This is a genomic window from Sphingobacterium bambusae, assembly GCF_033955345.1.
In the GTDB taxonomy this organism is placed as follows: domain Bacteria; phylum Bacteroidota; class Bacteroidia; order Sphingobacteriales; family Sphingobacteriaceae; genus Sphingobacterium; species Sphingobacterium bambusae.
The window spans coordinates 286,751-305,354 of sequence record NZ_CP138332.1; the positions used below are offsets into that span (position 1 = coordinate 286,751).

The following is an 18,604-nucleotide window of genomic DNA, read 5'->3' on the forward strand; positions in this document are numbered from 1 at the left end:
TACTTAAGATAGAATAACTAGATCTATGCGCTCTTGCGCCAGCCTATTCAGCAATACACGGAAAGTATCGCCAAGCAAAACAATCTTGCTCAGCGTAATACGCGGTTTACCGATACAAACAGTGCTGATCTTTCGCAGTTCGCATTGTGCCATAATCTCCCGTCCTACATTCTTTCCCTCAATCTTAATGATTTCAGCCCCTAGCTCGGTGGCAAGCTTGAAATTATTGATTAAATGCCGCTGCTTGTCCAATGCTATGCGATCTACACTTTCCCGAGGCAACTGCACATATAACACAAACCAATTGCTATTGTAGTAGCCTGCCAACCTAGCTGTTTTGCGGATAACCGTCCGTGCGGTTTTTTCATTGGAACTGATGCAGGCCATAAAGCGCTCTTTCTTTACCGGACGATCATGCACCACCTCAGCTTCTACCTTACGTTGCACCTGTGAAGCCACTTCTTTCAGCGCCAATTCACGCAGCTGCAAGATATGGTCATTTTTAAAAAAATTATTCAGCGCCGCAGGAATCTTCGACTCATCATAGATCTTGCCCTCCCGTAAACGCGCGATCAGTTCTTCGGCAGTAAGATCTATATTAACTACATCATCTGCCTGATCGATAACACTATCCGGCACACGTTCGCTGACATCGACCCTCGTAATATCCTGTATCTCATCATGCAAACTTTCCAAATGTTGTATATTGACCGCACTGATGACGTTGATTCCCGACGCCAAAATTTCCAGCACATCCTGCCATCGCTTGTCGTTCTTACTCCCCTGTATATTGCTGTGGGCGAGTTCATCCACCAGTACCACTTCCGGGCGCATCTGCAGAACGGCATCCACGTCAAGCTCTTCCAGCTCCTTGCCCCTGTAAAAAAGCTTCCGACGTGCAATTTGCGGAAGACCGTCGAGTAGCGCATGGGTTTCCTTCCGTCCATGAGTTTCGATGTAACCTATTTTCACGTCAATACCATTTTTAAGCAGCAGATGTGCTTCCTGCAACATGCGGTAAGTTTTTCCGACGCCCGCACTCATGCCTATATACAGTTTGAACTTGCCCCGTCTAGACTTGGTAACCAGCTCCATGAAATGTTCAGCACTCTTTCGTTCTTCCATTTGATCAATGCAATAGTAATACAAAATTCCATGCAGAAAAAATCCTGCATGGAAGATCCAGTTAATTTATGCTGTTAGAAGCTAACCGCGATAGCCGTCGCTATAGTCGGACTATTTATCAGCAGATTTCCCGATCGGTTGGCAAAGGTGGCCTCGCGCCCCTGCAGATTTCGAAATTCCGTGCGCCAGACCACATTCCCAAAGATCGCATAGTCTGCATTCAGGGAATAACCGAAGGTGTCAAAGCCGCCGGGGGTATCGCCAGCAGATATAATGACGCCATGCTCATCGCGGTAGTATTCTCCACGCGCGGTCAGACTAAACCTTGCCGTTGGCGCATATTTAGCAAGAAGCACGGGTGTATACCAAGTATTGTAATCGCTACTACCCTTTTCCGTCTGTTCCATACCAATGTCAAAGCCCGCCGTCAAACCAAATTTAGCACTGATCTGATAAATTGCATACAGGTTATGGAAATAGCGCATTTGCCTCACGCTGTCGGCCTTATCGTTTCCAATAAAAGAACTGCTGTTTAGCGTCAGCTTATCATTAGGCTTGTACACGATCTGGTGACCAAAAGCAGGCGTGGTATTGCCATCCACCCGCTGTATGCGCTGCCAGCCATTGAGCACCAATCCGCTAAGGAACCACTGCCCGCTGGGCGAAGTGTAAGAGATCTTGGCACCCGCCTCATAGTAAGGCGAGTTATCGGCAAATAGACTACGGGTAAGGGTCCAGTTATCCTTACCAACGGCACTTTCGAAGCCTAAATGCGAGGAGAAGATACCCGCGTCTATCCACAGGTTGTGTTTTTGCGATACCTTGACCCCGGCGTTAGCCTCGTAGATGTTTTTAAGCACGCCCGGTTCGGCAGCATAGTTGGCATTCATGTAGCTCCCGGCAGCCAGTGCCAAATTTGCACGCACATTTTGGGTGTTGTAAGCGGCTTTGATAAAAGCTAAGTTGACACTAACCTCGTTGTTCCGGTTATGGCTGTACACAAAGCCCGGACGAGTATTGTTCAGAGGGTTATTGAAATCATGTAAGTAATAGGCTTCAGCATAACCACTGATGGTCAGCGGATTTGATGGTTGCTCCTGCGCGATCAACGTTCCTGTAACACCTAGCAACGCGCTAGCGAGCAATACGATTCTGTTCATAGATAATGATTATTTGATAAAATATTGTGTTTGGTATTTATTACTGTTAATTACTGGCCGGAAAGATTGTCTAGTGCGATGTTCAAGTTCAAAACATTGACTTTTTCCGGTCCAAAGAGCCCCCATAGCGGACGATCGGTGTGCATATCGATTATTGCAATCAGTTTCGCTTCCGAAATATTTCGGATTTTGGCAATACGAGCCACCTGCACTTTGGCTGCCTGAACGGAGAAATCTGGATCAAGACCGCTACCACTGGCTGTGACCAGATCCATAGGAATCTGCGAAACGGAAACCCCTGGATTGTGCGCTAGCAGTGTATCGATACGTGCCTGAACCTCGGCGAGATATTCCTCATTGGACGGTCCCTTGTTACTGCCTGCCGATCCCGCGGCATTATAGCCTACAGCGGAAGGGCGGGACCAGAAATATTTGTCCTGTGTAAAAGATTGTCCAATGTTGCCGTAATATTTTTTGCCAGTAGCGCTGATTGTTTGCCCCTGGCCTGCAGCAGCTGATAGCTTGGCGATACCCCAGACAACGGCTGGATAGACGACGGTCAACAATACAATTAGCAGGATCGTCAACTTTATAGCGGGAAATAGATGTGTTTTCATGTTATTAGTTTTAACTTTTGTATTCTTTAAATCCTTTAGATGGCACTAGATGAATATCGAAACCAACATATCGATCACTTTGATGCCAGCAAAAGGAACCAAAATACCGCCAAGGCCGAAGATCAACAGGTTACGACGCAGCAGTGCACTGGCACCTATCGGCTTATAGGCTACACCTTTCAGCGCTAAAGGGATAAGCATCGGAATAATAATAGCATTGAAAATCACGGCAGACAATATCGCACTCTGGGGACTCTGCAGATTCATGATGTTCAATCCCTGAAGAGCAGGAATAGCCGTTATAAAAAGTGCTGGGATGATCGCAAAATATTTAGCGACATCGTTAGCAATACTGAACGTAGTCAGCGTACCGCGGGTCATCAGCAGCTGCTTACCGATTTCCACAACTTCGATCAGCTTGGTCGGGTCGTTGTCTAGATCCACCATATTGCCGGCCTCTTTTGCCGCCTGCGTTCCGCTGTTCATCGCCACGCCCACATCCGCTTGCGCAAGTGCCGGCGCATCGTTCGTCCCGTCGCCCATCATGGCGACCAACCGGCCTTCGCTCTGCTCTTTTTTGATGTAGTTCATCTTATCCTCTGGCTTGGCCTCGGCAATAAAGTCATCAACGCCCGCCTTTTCGGCAATATATTTTGCCGTCAGTGGGTTATCGCCCGTCACCATGACCGTCTTAATCCCCATTTTACGCAGGCGCTCGAAACGCTCCTGAATACCGGTCTTGATGATATCCTGTAGTTCGATGACACCTAGCGCCAGCTCATTTTCGCTGACCACCAGTGGCGTACCGCCATTCTGTGAAATAATTCGCACGGTTTCTTCAATTTCGCTAGGGAAGCTGTTGCCTGCTGCGAGCACAATGGCTCGGATCGCATCGGTTGCACCTTTACGTATCCTTGTTCCTGCAAAGTCAATTCCCGAGCTACGCGTTTCTGCTGTGAACTTGATGAACGAGGGATCTTTCACCCCGTAGCTTAGCGGGTTAACACCGGCAAGCTCGATCACCGATTTACCTTCAGGCGTTTCATCTGCCATGGAGCTCAGGACAGCGGCCTTGATCACCGCCTCTTTGTCTACGCCCTTTGCGGCATGAAACTGTGTAGCCTTACGGTTACCGATCGTGATCGTACCCGTTTTGTCGAGTAGCAAAACATCGATATCACCGGCCGTTTCAACCGCCTTACCACTTTTGGTGATCACATTCGCCCGCAGGGCGCGGTCCATCCCTGCAATACCGATGGCCGATAAAAGACCGCCAATGGTGGTTGGAATAAGACATACAAATAGGGAGATGAAGGAAGCGATCGTGATGCTGACGTTTGCATAGTCTGCGAAGGGCTTCAAGGTGACGGTCACGATGATAAAGACCAGCGTAAATCCGGCCAACAGGATCGTCAAGGCGATCTCGTTGGGCGTCTTTTGGCGGCCTGCGCCTTCCACCAAAGCGATCATTTTATCCAAAAAACTCTCCCCGGGTTGGGTGCTCACGCGCACAGCTATCCTATCAGAGAGTACCTTCGTCCCACCGGTAACTGAGCTCTTGTCTCCGCCTGCTTCCCGAATTACCGGTGCCGATTCGCCCGTAATAGCGCTTTCATCAATCGTGGCTAAGCCTTCGATGATCTCGCCATCCGAAGGGATAACATCGCCCGCTTCACAGACAAACACATCGCCCTTTTTGAGTTGCGCAGAAGATACCGTTTGACCGCTTTGCAACTTGGCTGGCGTCTCTTCGCGCGTCTTGCGCAAGCTATCCGCTTGCGCCTTGCCGCGCGCTTCGGCAATAGCCTCGGCAAAATTGCCAAACAACAGCGTTAACAACAGGATGATAAACACCGTAAAATTGTAGCCGAAGCTACCTTGCGACTGCTCACCTGTCAGGATCCAAAGGCACACTACGGCCATGATCAGGGTGCCCACTTCCACGGTGAACATCACCGGGTTGCGGAACAATATTTTAGGGTTCAGTTTTACAAACGATTGTTTCAACGCCTGCTGAACCATCTCTTTTTGAAACAATGATTGATTCTTGCTCATTTCTTAATTTTTATAGGCTATTAGATCATGGAAAAATATTCGGCGATCGGACCGAGGGCCAGCGCCGGGAAAAATGAAAGGGCAGCGATGATAACGATTACCGTAAAGATCATCATGCCGAAAGTACCAGTATCAGTTTTCAGTGTACCATCTCCTTCAGGGACATATTTCTTCTGCGTCATAAGGCCAGCTATGGCGACAGGGCCGATAATAGGCAGAAACCGGGACAGGATAAGCACGATACCCGTTGTAATATTCCACCAAAGGGTGTTGTCGCCAAGCCCTTCAAAACCACTACCATTATTGGCCGACGCCGAGGTGTATTCGTAGAGTATTTCACTGAAGCCGTGAAAGCCGGGGTTATTTAATGTAGAAGCCCCTTGCTCGGGAAAAGCTGTTGCCAAACCGGTGCCGACCAAAATCAGGAAGGGGTGCACCAGCGCAATGATCATGGCGATCTTCATCTCGCGTGCTTCTACTTTTTTGCCTAAAAATTCGGGTGTGCGCCCTACCATCAAGCCACTGATAAATACGGCAAGGATGATGTAAATAAAGAAGTTGAGCAGCCCTACACCGCAACCTCCGTAGAAGGCATTGACCATCATGGCAAGCATTTGATTCATGCCCGATAACGGCATCGTACTGTCATGCATCGCATTGACCGAGCCTGTAGAGATAACCGTGGTCACGATACTCCAGAAGCCTGAAGCAGCAGCTCCGATCCGCGTTTCCTTGCCTTCCATTGCCCCAAGGCTATTATCCACGCCCATTTGAGCGATAGCTGGATTACCTTTCATCTCCATAAGTACATTGGGAACCGTCAGGATCAGAAAGCCTATCGTCATTACGCCAAAGATGATCCAGGATAGCTTACGTCGACGGATAAAATGTCCAAAGGCGAAGATCATGGCGAGTGGAACGATCAACTGCCCGATCATCTGCGCTATATTGCTGATGTAGCTCGGGTTTTCGAGCGGATGCGCTGAATTGGCGCCATAAAATCCACCTCCATTGGTACCTACGTGCTTAATGGCTACGAAAGCGGCGACGGGCCCTCGGGATACTTCGACCGTATCGCCTTGCAAGGTTAACATCGTGTCCTTTCCTTGGAAGGTCATTGGCGAACCTTCAAAAACGAGGATCAACGCTAAAATAAAAGATAGGGGCAATAATATGCGTGTAGACGATTTGACAAAGTATTCGTAAAAGTTACCAAGTCCGGTGACCGTTTTATCCCGGAAAGCACGGAAAAGCACGACTACAGCAGCCATACCCGTTGCTGCAGAAACAAACTGTAAGAACATCAACCAAAACTGACCAAGATAGCTCAGCCCGGACTCGCCCGAGTAATGCTGCAGGTCACAATTGACCAAGAAGGATATCGAGGTATTGAAGGCTAAGTCCGCAGACATACTTGGATTACCATCAGGATTCAAAGGGAGCGATCCCTGCGTCATTAGGATCAGCATGGAAAGGATGAACCAAATTAGGTTGATAGTCAACATGGCTATCATATGTTGCTTCCAGCCCATCTCAACATGAGGATCAATGCCACTTACGTTATAGAAAAACTGTTCTAAGGGGTGAAAGACTTTATCCAAAAATGTACGTTCACCAGCGTACACCTTGGCTATGTATTTACCAAACGGTATCGCTAGGATGACCGAAACGATAAACATGAAAATAATTCCAAAGATTTCTGTATTCATTTTTTTAGTTAATTTTTGTGGTATAATGCTGAATTATATTGCATTTAGGGAACCAGATCAAGCTATTTGAATTACGCTTAAAAAACCGTTGATGAAGTGTTGGGAAATTTCGGCAAGGACGGCCAAACCAAAACTCATCCAAACAATTCGTATAAAAAGCTTTCAAACTCTTCCTTTCAAGGATTCCCTCTTTAAAATTTCTCCGGTTTGATAAGCACGTAGCAGATATATCCAAAAACTGCCAGTGCTACGATAAATAGTAGTGCCATTTTAATGCTTTATTAATAGATGTTCGTTCATTTGTCTTTGATAGATCTCGATAAAGACCTTGGGCATTTTACGGGTCATTTCATCCCAACATGCGGGGTCTGAACGTCGTTGGAAGCTGCCTAACGAACGTACAAACAGGTTTTCAATAATATATTGCACGTAGGTATTTCCCTGATTGTACACTTTCCCAAGATAATCGATGTATCTGCTCACTTTGTCGAGCTTGCCCAGCGAATGCAGTGACTTCAGGTAATTGACCAATGCCTGCACTACGCCGGCAAAATTCCTATGCCGAGCAAGGTTTCTGATCTCGATTCTGATTTCCTTGAAACGTCCAGCCAAATAGTAGCTTGCCCGGGAATAATTGAGCTTTCTCATTTTTGTTACGCTTTTGTTTCCATGACTAGATCTTCTCAAAAAATCCGATGGATTTGACCAGTAGCCAAAAACATAGCAGACCAGTTATTAGCAGTATTACAGTTAACATATTGATGGTTATTTGTTATAAAATAAACTTGTTCGTTTTGTCCTAGCACCTTAAGCGTGGTAGAAGTATCCTAAGAACTTTTCACTCGGTTTCACATGTGATTGCGCAGCGCTTTCCTTGTCCTGTTTTAATTTTGAAGCTTTCGTTTTCATATCATATTTGTTTGGTACGGGCATACCAAAAGATATTCCATTATAAAAAATAGACAAACAAACAATTGATTATAAACACATTATAACATATCTAAGAAATTCACAAGGAGACAAACCTTACCATAATGACATGCTTTTTTCTCAAAATGAGAAATTGATGTAGATGCTACTTACATGATATCAAAAGCGCTCTACGCTGAAGCAGCAACACATTCGAAAATAATCCTATATTCGCCTACACGATACCTTACATTATTGACTATGCGCATGAGATCTCTATTTCTCCTTTATTTTTGCTGGGCAAGCCTTACATCCTACGCCCAAACTACCAAGCTGACCAAACAGGAGGTTGTGACTGATATCGAAGCTTTAAAAAAAATATTGGACGAAAATTCATCTTACGTTTATTTGAATGGATACGATATCAACGAAGATCTTGATAGATACCAGCGCAGCCTTCCCGATGCTATCTCTCTAGAAGAATTTGGATTGTTTCTTGGCGAAACCATTGGAAAAATTGGCGACAGACATGCGTCGGTACGAGGCTATCGCACACAAGACTCCCTATATCTACCACTTATTTTTGCGCCAGAGAAAGATAAAGTATTGGTGCTGCATCGAGACGACAAGAATTTGGCCTTTCTACAACCTTCGTTTCCATATCTTAAAGCAATAGATGGTGTCCCTTACCGTGAAATTGTTCAAAAAGCGCTTCCTGAAGAGGTTACGGCGCCGAAAGCTTCGTATTTCACACGTGCCGTTAGAGAGCTTAGGGATATTCAAAAGGTATATGGTTACTTACAAAAACCTTTGCCAAATGAGCTGAAAATTACGCTGTCGGACTCGCTATTGAAAAATGATACCACGCTAACCCTATCTCCTGTGGAGCGAAAAAAGACTTTCCGTCCTTGGGATGAAAGATTGGAGAGTGCATATCTTACGCTAAAAGACGAAGAATACAATAAAACGGAAATTCTTGATCAACTTTTCCGCGTAGAAGACAAAATAGGCTATATCCTGCTTCCGTCCATGGTAAGTCAAGACGATGCCCCTAATTTATTTAGTCGGATCGAAACGTTTATGAAAATGATACAGAAAGATAGTAGAGCCTTGATCATCGATGTACGAAACAATGGTGGAGGAACGCGAGACTTAACTTATGCATTGGCAAAATATCTTGTGCATCCGGATTCCATCTACGTTGTAAACGCCACTAGACAACGAGGTCCGCTACCATTGCCAGAAGATTATATAGAAAGTTTGCATGCCCGGTATTTGTTCGCTTACGCAGCGCTGGATTACGATGAGCAGCAAAAAGTAGTTGAATTTTTAAAGACGTTCAAACCCATGTATCAGCTGGAAGACACGAAATATAGTGCATACTATTTTGGGTTACTTCATGGTAAGAAATTAGCGAGTAAGTCCATGTATTACGATAGGCCTGTCTACATATTGGCGAACGAAAAGAGCTTTAGCGCTGCATCGGTTTTTGTCAGTATTTTCAAAGGCTTACCCCATGTACGCATTGTTGGCATGCCAACAGATGGTTCCAGCGGTAACAGCGAGCGATTTGAACTGCCCAATTCGGCATTGCGGATAAAACTTAGTACGATGGTTTCTTTCCAAAAAGACGGTAAAATTTTGGATGGCTTAGGCACACAGCCGGATATAAGAATTGAACGAGATAAAAAGCAAATTCTTTGGAAAACCGATGCACAGCTTGAAAAACTGCGTGAGCTTGTCGTAAAACAAGAACAGCAGCAAATCAATCAATAGCATGAACCAGCTTATTATAAGATTAGCTCTTAGCCATATACATAGAAGCAAATAAAAACGGAAACTACTTCATTTTTTTTAACCGCTCTTTTGCTGCCGGTATCACATCATCGTCTTCTGCATAATTTTCGACCACACTTTCCAATGTGCTCTTTGCCTGACGAACGTCTCCTTTGCGCGCATAGGTATCTGCCAAAAGGATGAAGCTCTTTGCTACCCAATAATCATGGTCGCTCATATTTTCTATGACATCAAAAGCTGATGCTTGCGCTTTGTCGTATTCCTTATTGTCATACTGCAATTGGCCAACACGGTACCTTGCTTCGGCGCTGGCAGCCGACTGGCTTTTGAGTGCTGCTAGGTTCAGTTCATCCGTTGCAGACTTCACGTTTTTCTGTTGTAACAGTGCCTTTGCCGTATACAGGTGTACAGTCGCAATTTCCTCGTCAGATACCCGTTTATAATTTTTGATCAATTTTACATACTTATCCATTTGCTCAAAGTCACCTATTTCAAAATAGCAAATCATCAGATTCGTTACAGCATAGCCATAGCTGTTTTTGAAATCAGCGTTGAGCTCTAGCTTTTTAAGGTGGACGATAGCCTCATTGTATTGCTTTAAGTCGAGATATAAAGCGGCAACCGTGAGCAGGGTATTCTCGGTATAGGGACTTGTCCAGTCGTTCAGGATAATATTGAGGTCGTGCAATGCTTCTTCCGGATGCCCTGTATGGTATAAACTTACCCCTCGAATATAGCGGGCATATTTCTCTTGCCGCGGTTTGGGAAACTTATCAAAATAAGCGTTAATGGCTTCTACGGCAGCAGCGTATTGTGCTCTGGAAAACAAGGTACGGCCAATCTTAAATGCCAAGTTATCTTGCTCGGCAGGGCTCAGCTCTGTAACATTGCTTCCCGTAGCGTACTGTATATAACTCGTTGCATCACCTCGGTCGAGATAGATATTTTCAATCGAAAGAAGCGCCTGTGCTGCCTCATCGGTTTTCGCGTAATCCTCTACCACCTTTTGGAAGGTGGCCATGGCCGCTTCGGTGTCGTCCTTATTGTACTGCACCAACCCTATCGTCATCAAGGCTCTCGGTAAATAGCTGCTGCGCGGATATTTCTCGATCATCTTTTGTAGCCCCTCGATGGCTGCATCGTAATCGCCCTTGGTGAAATAAACGTACGGTATCTCAAAGGCTACGTCGTCCGCATAATTAGAGCTCGGGAATTTCTCGACCACTGACCGCAGGGTATTGATTTTAGCTTCATTATCTCCCTGCAAACCTTGTATAATACCATGCTGAAACAGGGCATAGTCCTGATTAGGGGCTTTGTTATCGATAAGCATATCATAGTATGCATTAGCTCGTCCATAATTACGTGTGGACAAGTAGGAGTCGCCTAGGCGAGCAATCACATCATACCGCACACGTTCTTCCAAGGAACCTTCCTTGGTTGATAAGAAGCGTTCGAAATATTCAGCGGCCAGAGCAAACCGGTTGATGCGGAATGCAGCATAGGCCAAGGCGTAGTTCGCATAATTGTAGACCGAAGTATTCCGCGCGGCGGGCAAAGCTAAGAACTTGGAAAAATTGTCTACGGCCTCTCCATACTTGCGTACTTCATACATAGCCTCGGCTTTCCAATAGGTAGCCAATGCCGCCATTTCTGCATCGAACGGAAACTTTTCCGATCGCATAAACATGGATATGCTGTTTTCGAAAGCACGTTCGTTATAAAATTCCATGCCGCGATAATAGGTTATCTTTTGGTAGGTTACATCCGCTTTCCTATCCCTATTTTTGAATGATTCCAATAAATACACCGCAGCCTCAAAATTGCTGCTGCCGGATAACACATCGATCATTCTTTTTTCTGTAGTCTCCGTGTTTTTTTCATCGGGACGCTGTTCGGCATATTTCAGGGCGAGATATTCCTGAAGGGGTTTCAAAGCTACTTGCACGGAGTCTAGACTATACAGCGTTTTAGCATAGTTGTACAGCGCATCTGTTCTCAACTCTTGATCAAAGTTCATCTTGGAAGCCTTGTAAAACGCATTCCGCGCAGCTTGTTTATCTCCGGTTTTCAGGGAAATATAGCCCAAACCAATGATGGAGCTCTGATAGAAGGCATCCGCCGGTTCCACTTTCTTTAGAATGGAAGCCGCTCTTTCATATTCGCCAGCGCGAAAGGCCAAGATACCGATCCTGTTATTATCGATGTTGTTGCGTGGGGCGTCAGCATACCGTTGCGGCAAGGGAAAGTGGAAAGGTTCTCTGAAGTCATTACGCTCAAAATATAGGCTGGCAGCGACTTGGCGCACCTCGATCTCTAGTGCTGCGCGGTCGATTTTCATATCCGGACTACGGCGAATTTTCACCGCATCCGCCAGCATCGGGCGATAGTCGCGCACGATATCGATAGAATCCATCACCGACGGTCGCTTCTCTGTATGCAGCTTCTCGTCTTGCTGTGCATATGCATTCATCCCGCATAGCGAAAGGATGCTGATTAGCATGTATTGGAAATATTTACCGCCTATCTTCTGTTTACCTGTCATTTTTTCTTCGTATTTCTGCGTTTGCTTCGTCATTCATCCACATCGGGGATAAAGATGACATCGCAATCTTCCTGCCAAGGGACACGATCAAAACTAAAAAAATTCCATAACAATGATATGCACGCAAGAAAACGAACAGGTTGCCGCAGGTTGCAGACACCAGTATTAATAGCAATTTTTACATAAACAGTTACTTAAATCTCCATGCGTGCACTTCTACTGACGTTAGCGTCCATATTTGCTTTAACCTTCGCGACGGTCTATGGACAGGAAAAACAGCGCTCTTCATTTCAACAAATAAGCAATGATTCCTTTTGGAGTACCGAAAACGGATTGCCGATTTATAGCCAAGGCGGTGGAATTTTTAAGTTTAAGGATCCGGATAGCGGTCAATACAAATATTACTGGTATGGCGTACACTATAAAGAGGCAGAACGCTACCGACAAGATCCTTCGGTCACGCATGACCATGCCACGTTCGAAGGGGTAACATGCTACACATCAAGCGATCTTAGCAATTGGAAATACGAGCGCACGGTGCTAGCAAAAGAGGAGACAAACAAAAAGGATGCGAATCCGTGGGTTGGCCGTTTAGGTGTTGCATTTATTGCTTCTTTAAACCAGTATGCAATGTTCGTACAGCATCAAGATCAGGTTTTGGTGGCGTTGGCCGATCAGCCTACAGGCGACTTCAAAGTCAGCCATTTCATCAATATGAAAAACATGATAGGCACACCCAATACCGGAGACCAGACCGTTTTCACAGATGAGGACACGGGAAAATCATATTTGGTCTACTCCTATGGTCGCGGTAGAAACAAGATATATATCTCCGAGATAGGCCTGAAAGACGGAAAAGTTGGACTACTGGACTGTACAGAAATATTTAAGGGCGAAGGACGCGAAGGGAATTGCATGTTTAAATATAAAGGCAAATATTATATGTGCGCCTCCAACCTCTACGGATGGGATTCTTCATTTGCCTACTATTTAATGTCGGATGATATCAGGGGGCCATATCTACCCACCAATGATATGAAAATTATGGAGGGATCGGAAAGCGATTACGCACATGTCAGCCAAACAGGATTCTTTGTTTCCCTAAAAGGAACTTTGGAGGAAACGGTGATCTATTGCGGCGATCGCTGGGCAAATTTTGCAGGCAACGGCTTAGGTTATAATCAGTGGTGCCCTATTTCCTTTGAAGGCGACAGGCCGATATTCAACTCGCTAAGTGCATGGCAATTGACCGCGGAGAGCGGGCAATGGAAAGTAGCTACAGACAACAATTTTGTAAAAAACGGCAGCTTTGAGGCTGACAGAAAATACATCCCCAGTAAAGTAAAACCCGTACAGGAGGATCTCCTTGGCTGGAAAACGGAAGTTATCCAAGGAACGGCGATATCCCAACAGGACAGCATTTCCCCCGTGTTGAACTATTACAATACGACAGCGGATCGCAAAGAGGTCACCGGCGAAAAAAGCCTCAAGATCCACGATAGGGTTTCTTACAAAAGAAAGATTTCCCAAAAGATCAAGTCCACGAAGTACGTGCAATTAAGCAGTGGCAAGTATACGCTGCGTGCGAAAGTGAAAAACAGCAGTGGTTTTAACAACTTAGTGCTCTATGCTAAAAATCAGAAAAAAACCTACCGCTACACTGTTGTTGGAGAAACAGCTGCATGGAAAAAAATAAAGATCGAAAACATCAGCATTCGTCACGGAGAGGTGGAAATCGGCATATTAGCAGATGGCAACGCGGATGCTGTTTGCTATGTGGACGATATCGAGCTTGTTAAAACTGTTAAATAGTGATATAATACGACAAATTGCCAAGATACATTTTTATACTCCTCAGATAAGCTAAGTCTTCAAAAATCGGTTTTATTTTATATTTTAGCACGGCAGATTCAACGCTAAATTTGAATCCTCATAGAAAACTACACCAAAATATCTACATGAAAGCAGTCACGTTATTCTTCTGTTTATTATTCTCCCTTGCAACATTAGCACAGCAGCAGACAACAAAAATTTTATTAATTGGAACAATTCATTTCGAAACTCCTCACAAAGATGCCTTTGAACTAAAAGTAGAAGATTTTTTGAGTGACAAACGTCAAAAAGAACTAGAAGATTTTACGAATGCTTTAGCTCAAACAAAAGCGACAAAGGTGATGATTGAAAGACCATTTTCTGAGCAACAATCTAGCGACAGTTTGTATCACTTATACGTAAAGGGTCAATATAAAATGCCTGTGACAGAAAGAGAACAAATAGGTTTTAGATTAGCAAAGAAACTAGCACTGCAACAGGTAAACTGCGTGGATAAATTTTACGGATTAGTACGTGATAGCTTATTGTCAGCAACTGCGAAAGAAAATAATCAACTTTATTTGTTTGGCGATTTAGGAAAAATGGCAAATCAGATGAAGAGTAACTACGACGATGAGCTTAAAAACAACTCGTTTACGAACCTTATAAAATTCATCAATAAGCAAGAAGAGTTACAGAAAAATCTATCCATTTACCTGAAGTACTTAACGAAGGTTGGTGCTGGTAAAAACTATGCGGGAGCAGAATATGTCTCCGACTGGTATCTAAGAAATCTGAGACTGTAAAATAAACTGTGTCAAGGATAATAAATAGAAATATTATTTTTGAGATAGTAATTATGAGTATTAAAGAAAGCGATTTTGATTTTGAGTCCATGAAGGATAAAGCTCTAGAGCAGTTACGCAGCGGAGAATCACTTTATGGCAAGAATGGATGTGAAATTTTGAATTGCTCCCTTGGTAGCGGCATACGGCACCAATGTCGGATTGGGATTATAAGCGTTAACCGAAGTCGTGTTAATGATAGATGATCCAGGTGGCATATGCGGTTTTGCATATTTAACGAAATAGAACATTGCGCTCATATTTGTCTCAAATGTTTTGTTCCATTCTTCAGCCGATATAGCGGTGATTTCTTTGAAGGTCATCTGATAAGCTGCATTGTTTACCAGAATATCGATCTTTCCGAACTCGGCCACCGTTTCTTCAACAATTTTTCCGCAAAGCTCTTCATTTCGGATATCCCCTTGGTACAGCAGTACCTTTCGACCAGCCTTTTCTATCCACCTTTTGGTATCTTCGGCATCCTCGACTTCCGTTTCATCTTTATACGAAATAACAATATCAGCCCCCTCTCGTGCCATGGCAATTGCTGTAGCCTTACCGATTCCCGAATCGCCCCCAGTTATTAAGGCCACCTTACCTAATAGGATCTCGCTCCCGATGTAACTGTTTTCGCCATGATCAGGAATTGGATCCATTTTCCTACTGATACCCGGCGGATTCTGTTCTTGAGTCGGAAAAGGTGGGACTGGGTAAATATCTTTCGGGTTTCCTTTTTTAGTTGTTTTCATCGTTTAACTAGTTAAAATACACGTAAGCATAGAACGCTGCGAAGACCGTTTAGTTTCTTATGTTAACTTAGAAGTACCAGTGTCGATTCTTTCAGACTTCGGCAGACAAAATATGTACCTAGTTGAATACAATAAAATACACTCATGAAAAACGGTTACAACTATTAAATAAAAAACGACAGCCAAGTAGAAACCGAAATTAGCAAAATAGTATCAACCAATTGCTGTAATAAATCGTTATCTAATAAAGGCAGCCCATAGGCTTTGCCGATAGATTATTAAATTTTAAAAAGATGACGATAATAAAAAACCTCCTTTCGGCTTTTGCCGGATCCGTTGCGCTAAACGTAATTCACGAAGTAGCGCGTAAAACATGTACCAATGTACCGCAAATTAACAATGTAGCTGAAGAAGCCATTCAAAAATCCTTCTCATCAATTGGTGCTGAAGAACCAACGGGAAAAGCACTGTATAGCTACGCCTTGGCTGGAGATCTTGTAGCAAACACCGCCTATTTTACTTCGATTGCAGGGAAGACAACTAAGCAAACTTGGATAAAGGGCTTAATTGCAGGAGCTACTGCAGGGCTAGGAGCAATTACGTTGACTTCACCAATGGGGTTAAACGATGCACCAATTAATCGAAATCGAAAAACACAAATACTCACCGTACTTTATTATGTAGCGGGCGGGCTCGTTAGTGCAGGTGTAAGCAATTATCTGCGTACTCGACATAAAAAAATTTAAGAGGAACACGCTTCCCGAAAAATTACCCTGCTATCTAAAGCTGAATAGGCTAGGTATAGACCAAAAAATAAAACACATGAGACAATATCATATACCTAAGCAAGTAAAAGGGAAGCAAATAGTTATTAGCGAAAGCAGAAATTATAGTACACAGGAAGAAGTCACTGGTGCATTCCACCACGCAAGAAGTCGTCTTGGAAGTATTAACCAGTGGCAAGATTTCGCAGGAACCACATCCGCAACCTTCCAACTATTTGACGAGCTTGGCCATCAAATTACCCGTTTTCCAAAAATAGGTGATTATGTCAGGATTGACATTCCTGGGCCAGGCAGCTTCATCGGTAGGGGTTATGACTGGGTAAAAGTTACCCAATTCGACGATCGGCCGGAAGATGGTTATATACTAATTACCTTACAACCCAGTGTTCCTCCCGCCACCATAAAGAGAGACGCTGAGGTTGCACACTTCTTTAAAGCTACAGCTAGCACAAACATTGAAATTAAGGTTCAGCGCCTCTGCTTGCAGGTCAACTACTTTGGACGAAATGAGGAAACAAACAATACAAGCGCTCTGCTAATGGAGAATATCCGAAATTCCCTTATAGGATTTGGAGCAAAATTAGGATTTTCATACCCGCAGTGGAAAAAACTGGTAAAAGGCTTATTGGCGACCTGAAGTTAAGCACGCTTTTACGACAATAAAGACTGCACCACGCGCAAACTGGCCTCTTCGACAAAGTCGAGTCCCGAGTAGTCGGGATTGAAACCGCCGATAAAAGGTACTGCGAGCATATAGATACGCTCGTTAATCTTCCCGTACATGTCCGTGATCTGGAAATGATCGTTAATAGCCACGCCCGGCAATTGCATGTAGTAATGACCATCTTTCGCTTTACCCACTCCTTTGACGCCCTTGGCATAAGCGTCTTGACCTGCTTTATAGCTTTTAAATTTTACTACAGCTGGCGCAACGGTCTCTCGCTCTTTTAAGCTTTTAAAATGCAAATCGGCAATCGACAGTACCGGCTGTCCTACGCAGTCGACAAACATAGCATAATAGTCATTACATGCTTTGCCTTCGCTACTTTTGTAATGATAGCGTATACCTCCGGTTTGTAGCGGTTCCACCCTACTGTCTTCACCTACCTCAACTAGCGATAGTATGCCAGCGGCATGTAACGCCAATAGTTCTTCCACAGAATGCTGCGGCACAAAAGCAATCACAATACTAATCAATGGTTTGAGCGTATGTTCTAGCCGAAGCATATCCTCTGCGCAGAAATATTTGGCCGGATAGTTCATCGTGTAACTTAAGACGGCGAGCATTTCCTTCCAATAAATAGACTTCTGCTCGATTATTGAACGCGCCGCTTCGCGGTATTCGCGTTCTAGCAATTCAAAGGGATCCTTATCCTCTCTAAACTCCATCATTTTCTCTACGAAATCCTCCATAGTCAGCTCTTCAATCTTTTGGTGAAAGCTTGGTCGCTCTTCTTCTATACGCCTAAGGAATACGTGCTCGTAAAGATAGTCTAGCGGAACAAAACCTCCGTTTTCAGCTTTTATCCGCTCAATGTGTGCCGCAGAAAGGAGCTCACCGCGGCCTATTTGCGTATCGGCCAAATGAAAGCGCACTGCAGGAAGAAGTCCCGCTCTGGAATGCATGACCAATTTGAAGTCCTTTGATTCCGAAGCCAGACTATAGCATACAGCCCCCGATGCTGATGTGTAGAAGTGTCCATTGTTCCTGGCTAAGGTGCGAATGGCGTCTACTGCCGTCAGGGATGCGCCACGTATCGCGACGGAATAATTGTTTCGGCCAACTAACTTTGCGGGCGGATAGGGTGAATCAAAGTAGTTAGGTATATCTCCTTCGCCCATCTTTGGCCAAAGGTGCCCTGAACAGATAATCGCCTTATCAAAATCAGTACGCCCTTGCTGATGCACGACTCTGACCCGGGCGTTCTCAGGTTCATCAATAATATCAATCACTGCGCATCGATAATGTATTTCTATAGAAAAGCCCTTGACTTTACATTGTTGGATGAGCATCGAAAATTCATCCGCTAGGTAAGAGCCTAACAAGAGCCTCGGCAGCGCTCTGTGTTCATTGAAATCTTCTGCGTTTATGGCGAAGCGTTCAAGGGTTTCGCTGTCTTGCTTTTTTATCCAGTCATCCAATGAACTGAGCACCTCTGGCAATTCATTTGCAGAAATATTGGCAATATGTTCGTCCTCAGCGCCAAGGTGGCTATAGGGCATGCCAGCCCCTAGGACGTCTTGTTTTTCAAACAACTCGATAGCAAGTTGCCCCTCAAAATGGTCCAGCAGCCGTCGTATTAACAGCAGCGCCATCGGCCCACCACCAATAATAGCCAAGCTTGTAAATGCATCGATTTTCTTCATGAAAATATGTGTGATTGCTTGTATAACCATTGATTGGGAAAATCGTTTTTTAGAATTGTTTATTTTGCGTGAAATCAGATCCCTGCTTGGTAGATGAAAAGGATAATCGACGAATTGACAGAACTATTC

At 44.5% G+C, this 18,604-nt stretch carries 15 protein-coding genes; 5 read left to right on the plus strand and 10 right to left on the minus strand.

What is annotated here, in order from left to right:
* Window positions 1–3 precede the first annotated feature (3 nt).
* The 7 genes from SCB77_RS01230 to SCB77_RS01260 form a co-directional block, all read right to left on the minus strand.
* The gene (locus SCB77_RS01230; protein WP_320184617.1) at window positions 4–1,125 is read right to left on the minus strand and encodes a sensor protein KdpD; all 1,122 of its coding nucleotides are present in this window, start codon (window positions 1,123–1,125) and stop codon (window positions 4–6) included.
* Between the two features lie 74 nt (window positions 1,126–1,199).
* Window positions 1,200–2,285, minus strand: a complete 1,086-nt coding sequence (locus SCB77_RS01235; RefSeq protein ID WP_320184618.1) for a porin — start codon at window positions 2,283–2,285, stop codon at window positions 1,200–1,202.
* Between the two features lie 50 nt (window positions 2,286–2,335).
* The gene (locus tag SCB77_RS01240) at window positions 2,336–2,902 is read right to left on the minus strand and encodes a K(+)-transporting ATPase subunit C (RefSeq protein WP_320184619.1); all 567 of its coding nucleotides are present in this window, start codon (window positions 2,900–2,902) and stop codon (window positions 2,336–2,338) included.
* Between the two features lie 45 nt (window positions 2,903–2,947).
* Window positions 2,948–4,957 (minus strand): potassium-transporting ATPase subunit KdpB, encoded by a 2,010-nt coding sequence (kdpB, locus tag SCB77_RS01245; RefSeq protein ID WP_320184620.1) that lies wholly within the window; start codon window positions 4,955–4,957, stop codon window positions 2,948–2,950.
* 20 nt (window positions 4,958–4,977) lie between these two features.
* Entirely contained in the window at window positions 4,978–6,666 is a 1,689-nt protein-coding gene (gene kdpA, locus SCB77_RS01250) for a potassium-transporting ATPase subunit KdpA (protein WP_320184621.1), read from the minus strand.
* 191 nt (window positions 6,667–6,857) lie between these two features.
* Window positions 6,858–6,935 (minus strand): potassium-transporting ATPase subunit F, encoded by a 78-nt coding sequence (locus SCB77_RS01255; protein ID WP_320186646.1) that lies wholly within the window; start codon window positions 6,933–6,935, stop codon window positions 6,858–6,860.
* Window position 6,936: 1 nt separating this feature from the next.
* On the minus strand, window positions 6,937–7,314 hold the full coding sequence (locus SCB77_RS01260; RefSeq protein WP_320184622.1) for a DUF7674 family protein: 378 nt from the start codon (window positions 7,312–7,314) through the stop codon (window positions 6,937–6,939).
* A gap of 528 nt (window positions 7,315–7,842) precedes the next feature.
* Between SCB77_RS01260 and SCB77_RS01265 the strand changes: the two genes are divergently transcribed.
* The gene (locus SCB77_RS01265) at window positions 7,843–9,351 is read left to right on the plus strand and encodes a S41 family peptidase (protein WP_320184623.1); all 1,509 of its coding nucleotides are present in this window, start codon (window positions 7,843–7,845) and stop codon (window positions 9,349–9,351) included.
* Between the two features lie 64 nt (window positions 9,352–9,415).
* Here the strand turns inward: SCB77_RS01265 and SCB77_RS01270 are convergent, their stop codons facing one another.
* Window positions 9,416–11,950 (minus strand): tetratricopeptide repeat protein, encoded by a 2,535-nt coding sequence (locus SCB77_RS01270; protein WP_320184624.1) that lies wholly within the window; start codon window positions 11,948–11,950, stop codon window positions 9,416–9,418.
* A 171-nt stretch (window positions 11,951–12,121) separates the two neighbouring features.
* On the opposite strand from SCB77_RS01270, the gene SCB77_RS01275 reads away from it, so the two are divergent.
* Together SCB77_RS01275 and SCB77_RS01280 are read left to right on the plus strand one after the other, a co-directional pair.
* Window positions 12,122–13,729, plus strand: a complete 1,608-nt coding sequence (locus tag SCB77_RS01275) for a family 43 glycosylhydrolase (protein WP_320184625.1) — start codon at window positions 12,122–12,124, stop codon at window positions 13,727–13,729.
* 146 nt (window positions 13,730–13,875) lie between these two features.
* Window positions 13,876–14,535 (plus strand): DUF5694 domain-containing protein, encoded by a 660-nt coding sequence (locus SCB77_RS01280; RefSeq protein WP_320184626.1) that lies wholly within the window; start codon window positions 13,876–13,878, stop codon window positions 14,533–14,535.
* A 128-nt stretch (window positions 14,536–14,663) separates the two neighbouring features.
* Here SCB77_RS01280 and SCB77_RS01285 read toward each other — a convergent pair whose 3' ends face one another.
* Window positions 14,664–15,323 carry an SDR family NAD(P)-dependent oxidoreductase gene (locus tag SCB77_RS01285; RefSeq protein WP_320184627.1) on the minus strand — a complete coding sequence of 220 codons (660 nt, stop codon included), beginning with the start codon at window positions 15,321–15,323 and terminating at the stop codon, window positions 14,664–14,666.
* A 293-nt stretch (window positions 15,324–15,616) separates the two neighbouring features.
* Here SCB77_RS01285 and SCB77_RS01290 point away from each other — a divergent pair, with 293 nt between their 5' ends.
* Both SCB77_RS01290 and SCB77_RS01295 read left to right on the plus strand, forming a co-directional pair.
* A complete protein-coding gene (locus SCB77_RS01290) occupies window positions 15,617–16,069 on the plus strand; it encodes a hypothetical protein (protein WP_320184628.1) in 453 nt (150 codons plus the stop codon).
* Window positions 16,070–16,145: 76 nt separating this feature from the next.
* Window positions 16,146–16,745, plus strand: a complete 600-nt coding sequence (locus SCB77_RS01295; RefSeq protein ID WP_320184629.1) for a hypothetical protein — start codon at window positions 16,146–16,148, stop codon at window positions 16,743–16,745.
* A 14-nt stretch (window positions 16,746–16,759) separates the two neighbouring features.
* Here the strand turns inward: SCB77_RS01295 and SCB77_RS01300 are convergent, their stop codons facing one another.
* The gene (locus SCB77_RS01300; protein ID WP_320184630.1) at window positions 16,760–18,475 is read right to left on the minus strand and encodes an FAD/NAD(P)-binding protein; all 1,716 of its coding nucleotides are present in this window, start codon (window positions 18,473–18,475) and stop codon (window positions 16,760–16,762) included.
* Window positions 18,476–18,604: the final 129 nt, after the last annotated feature.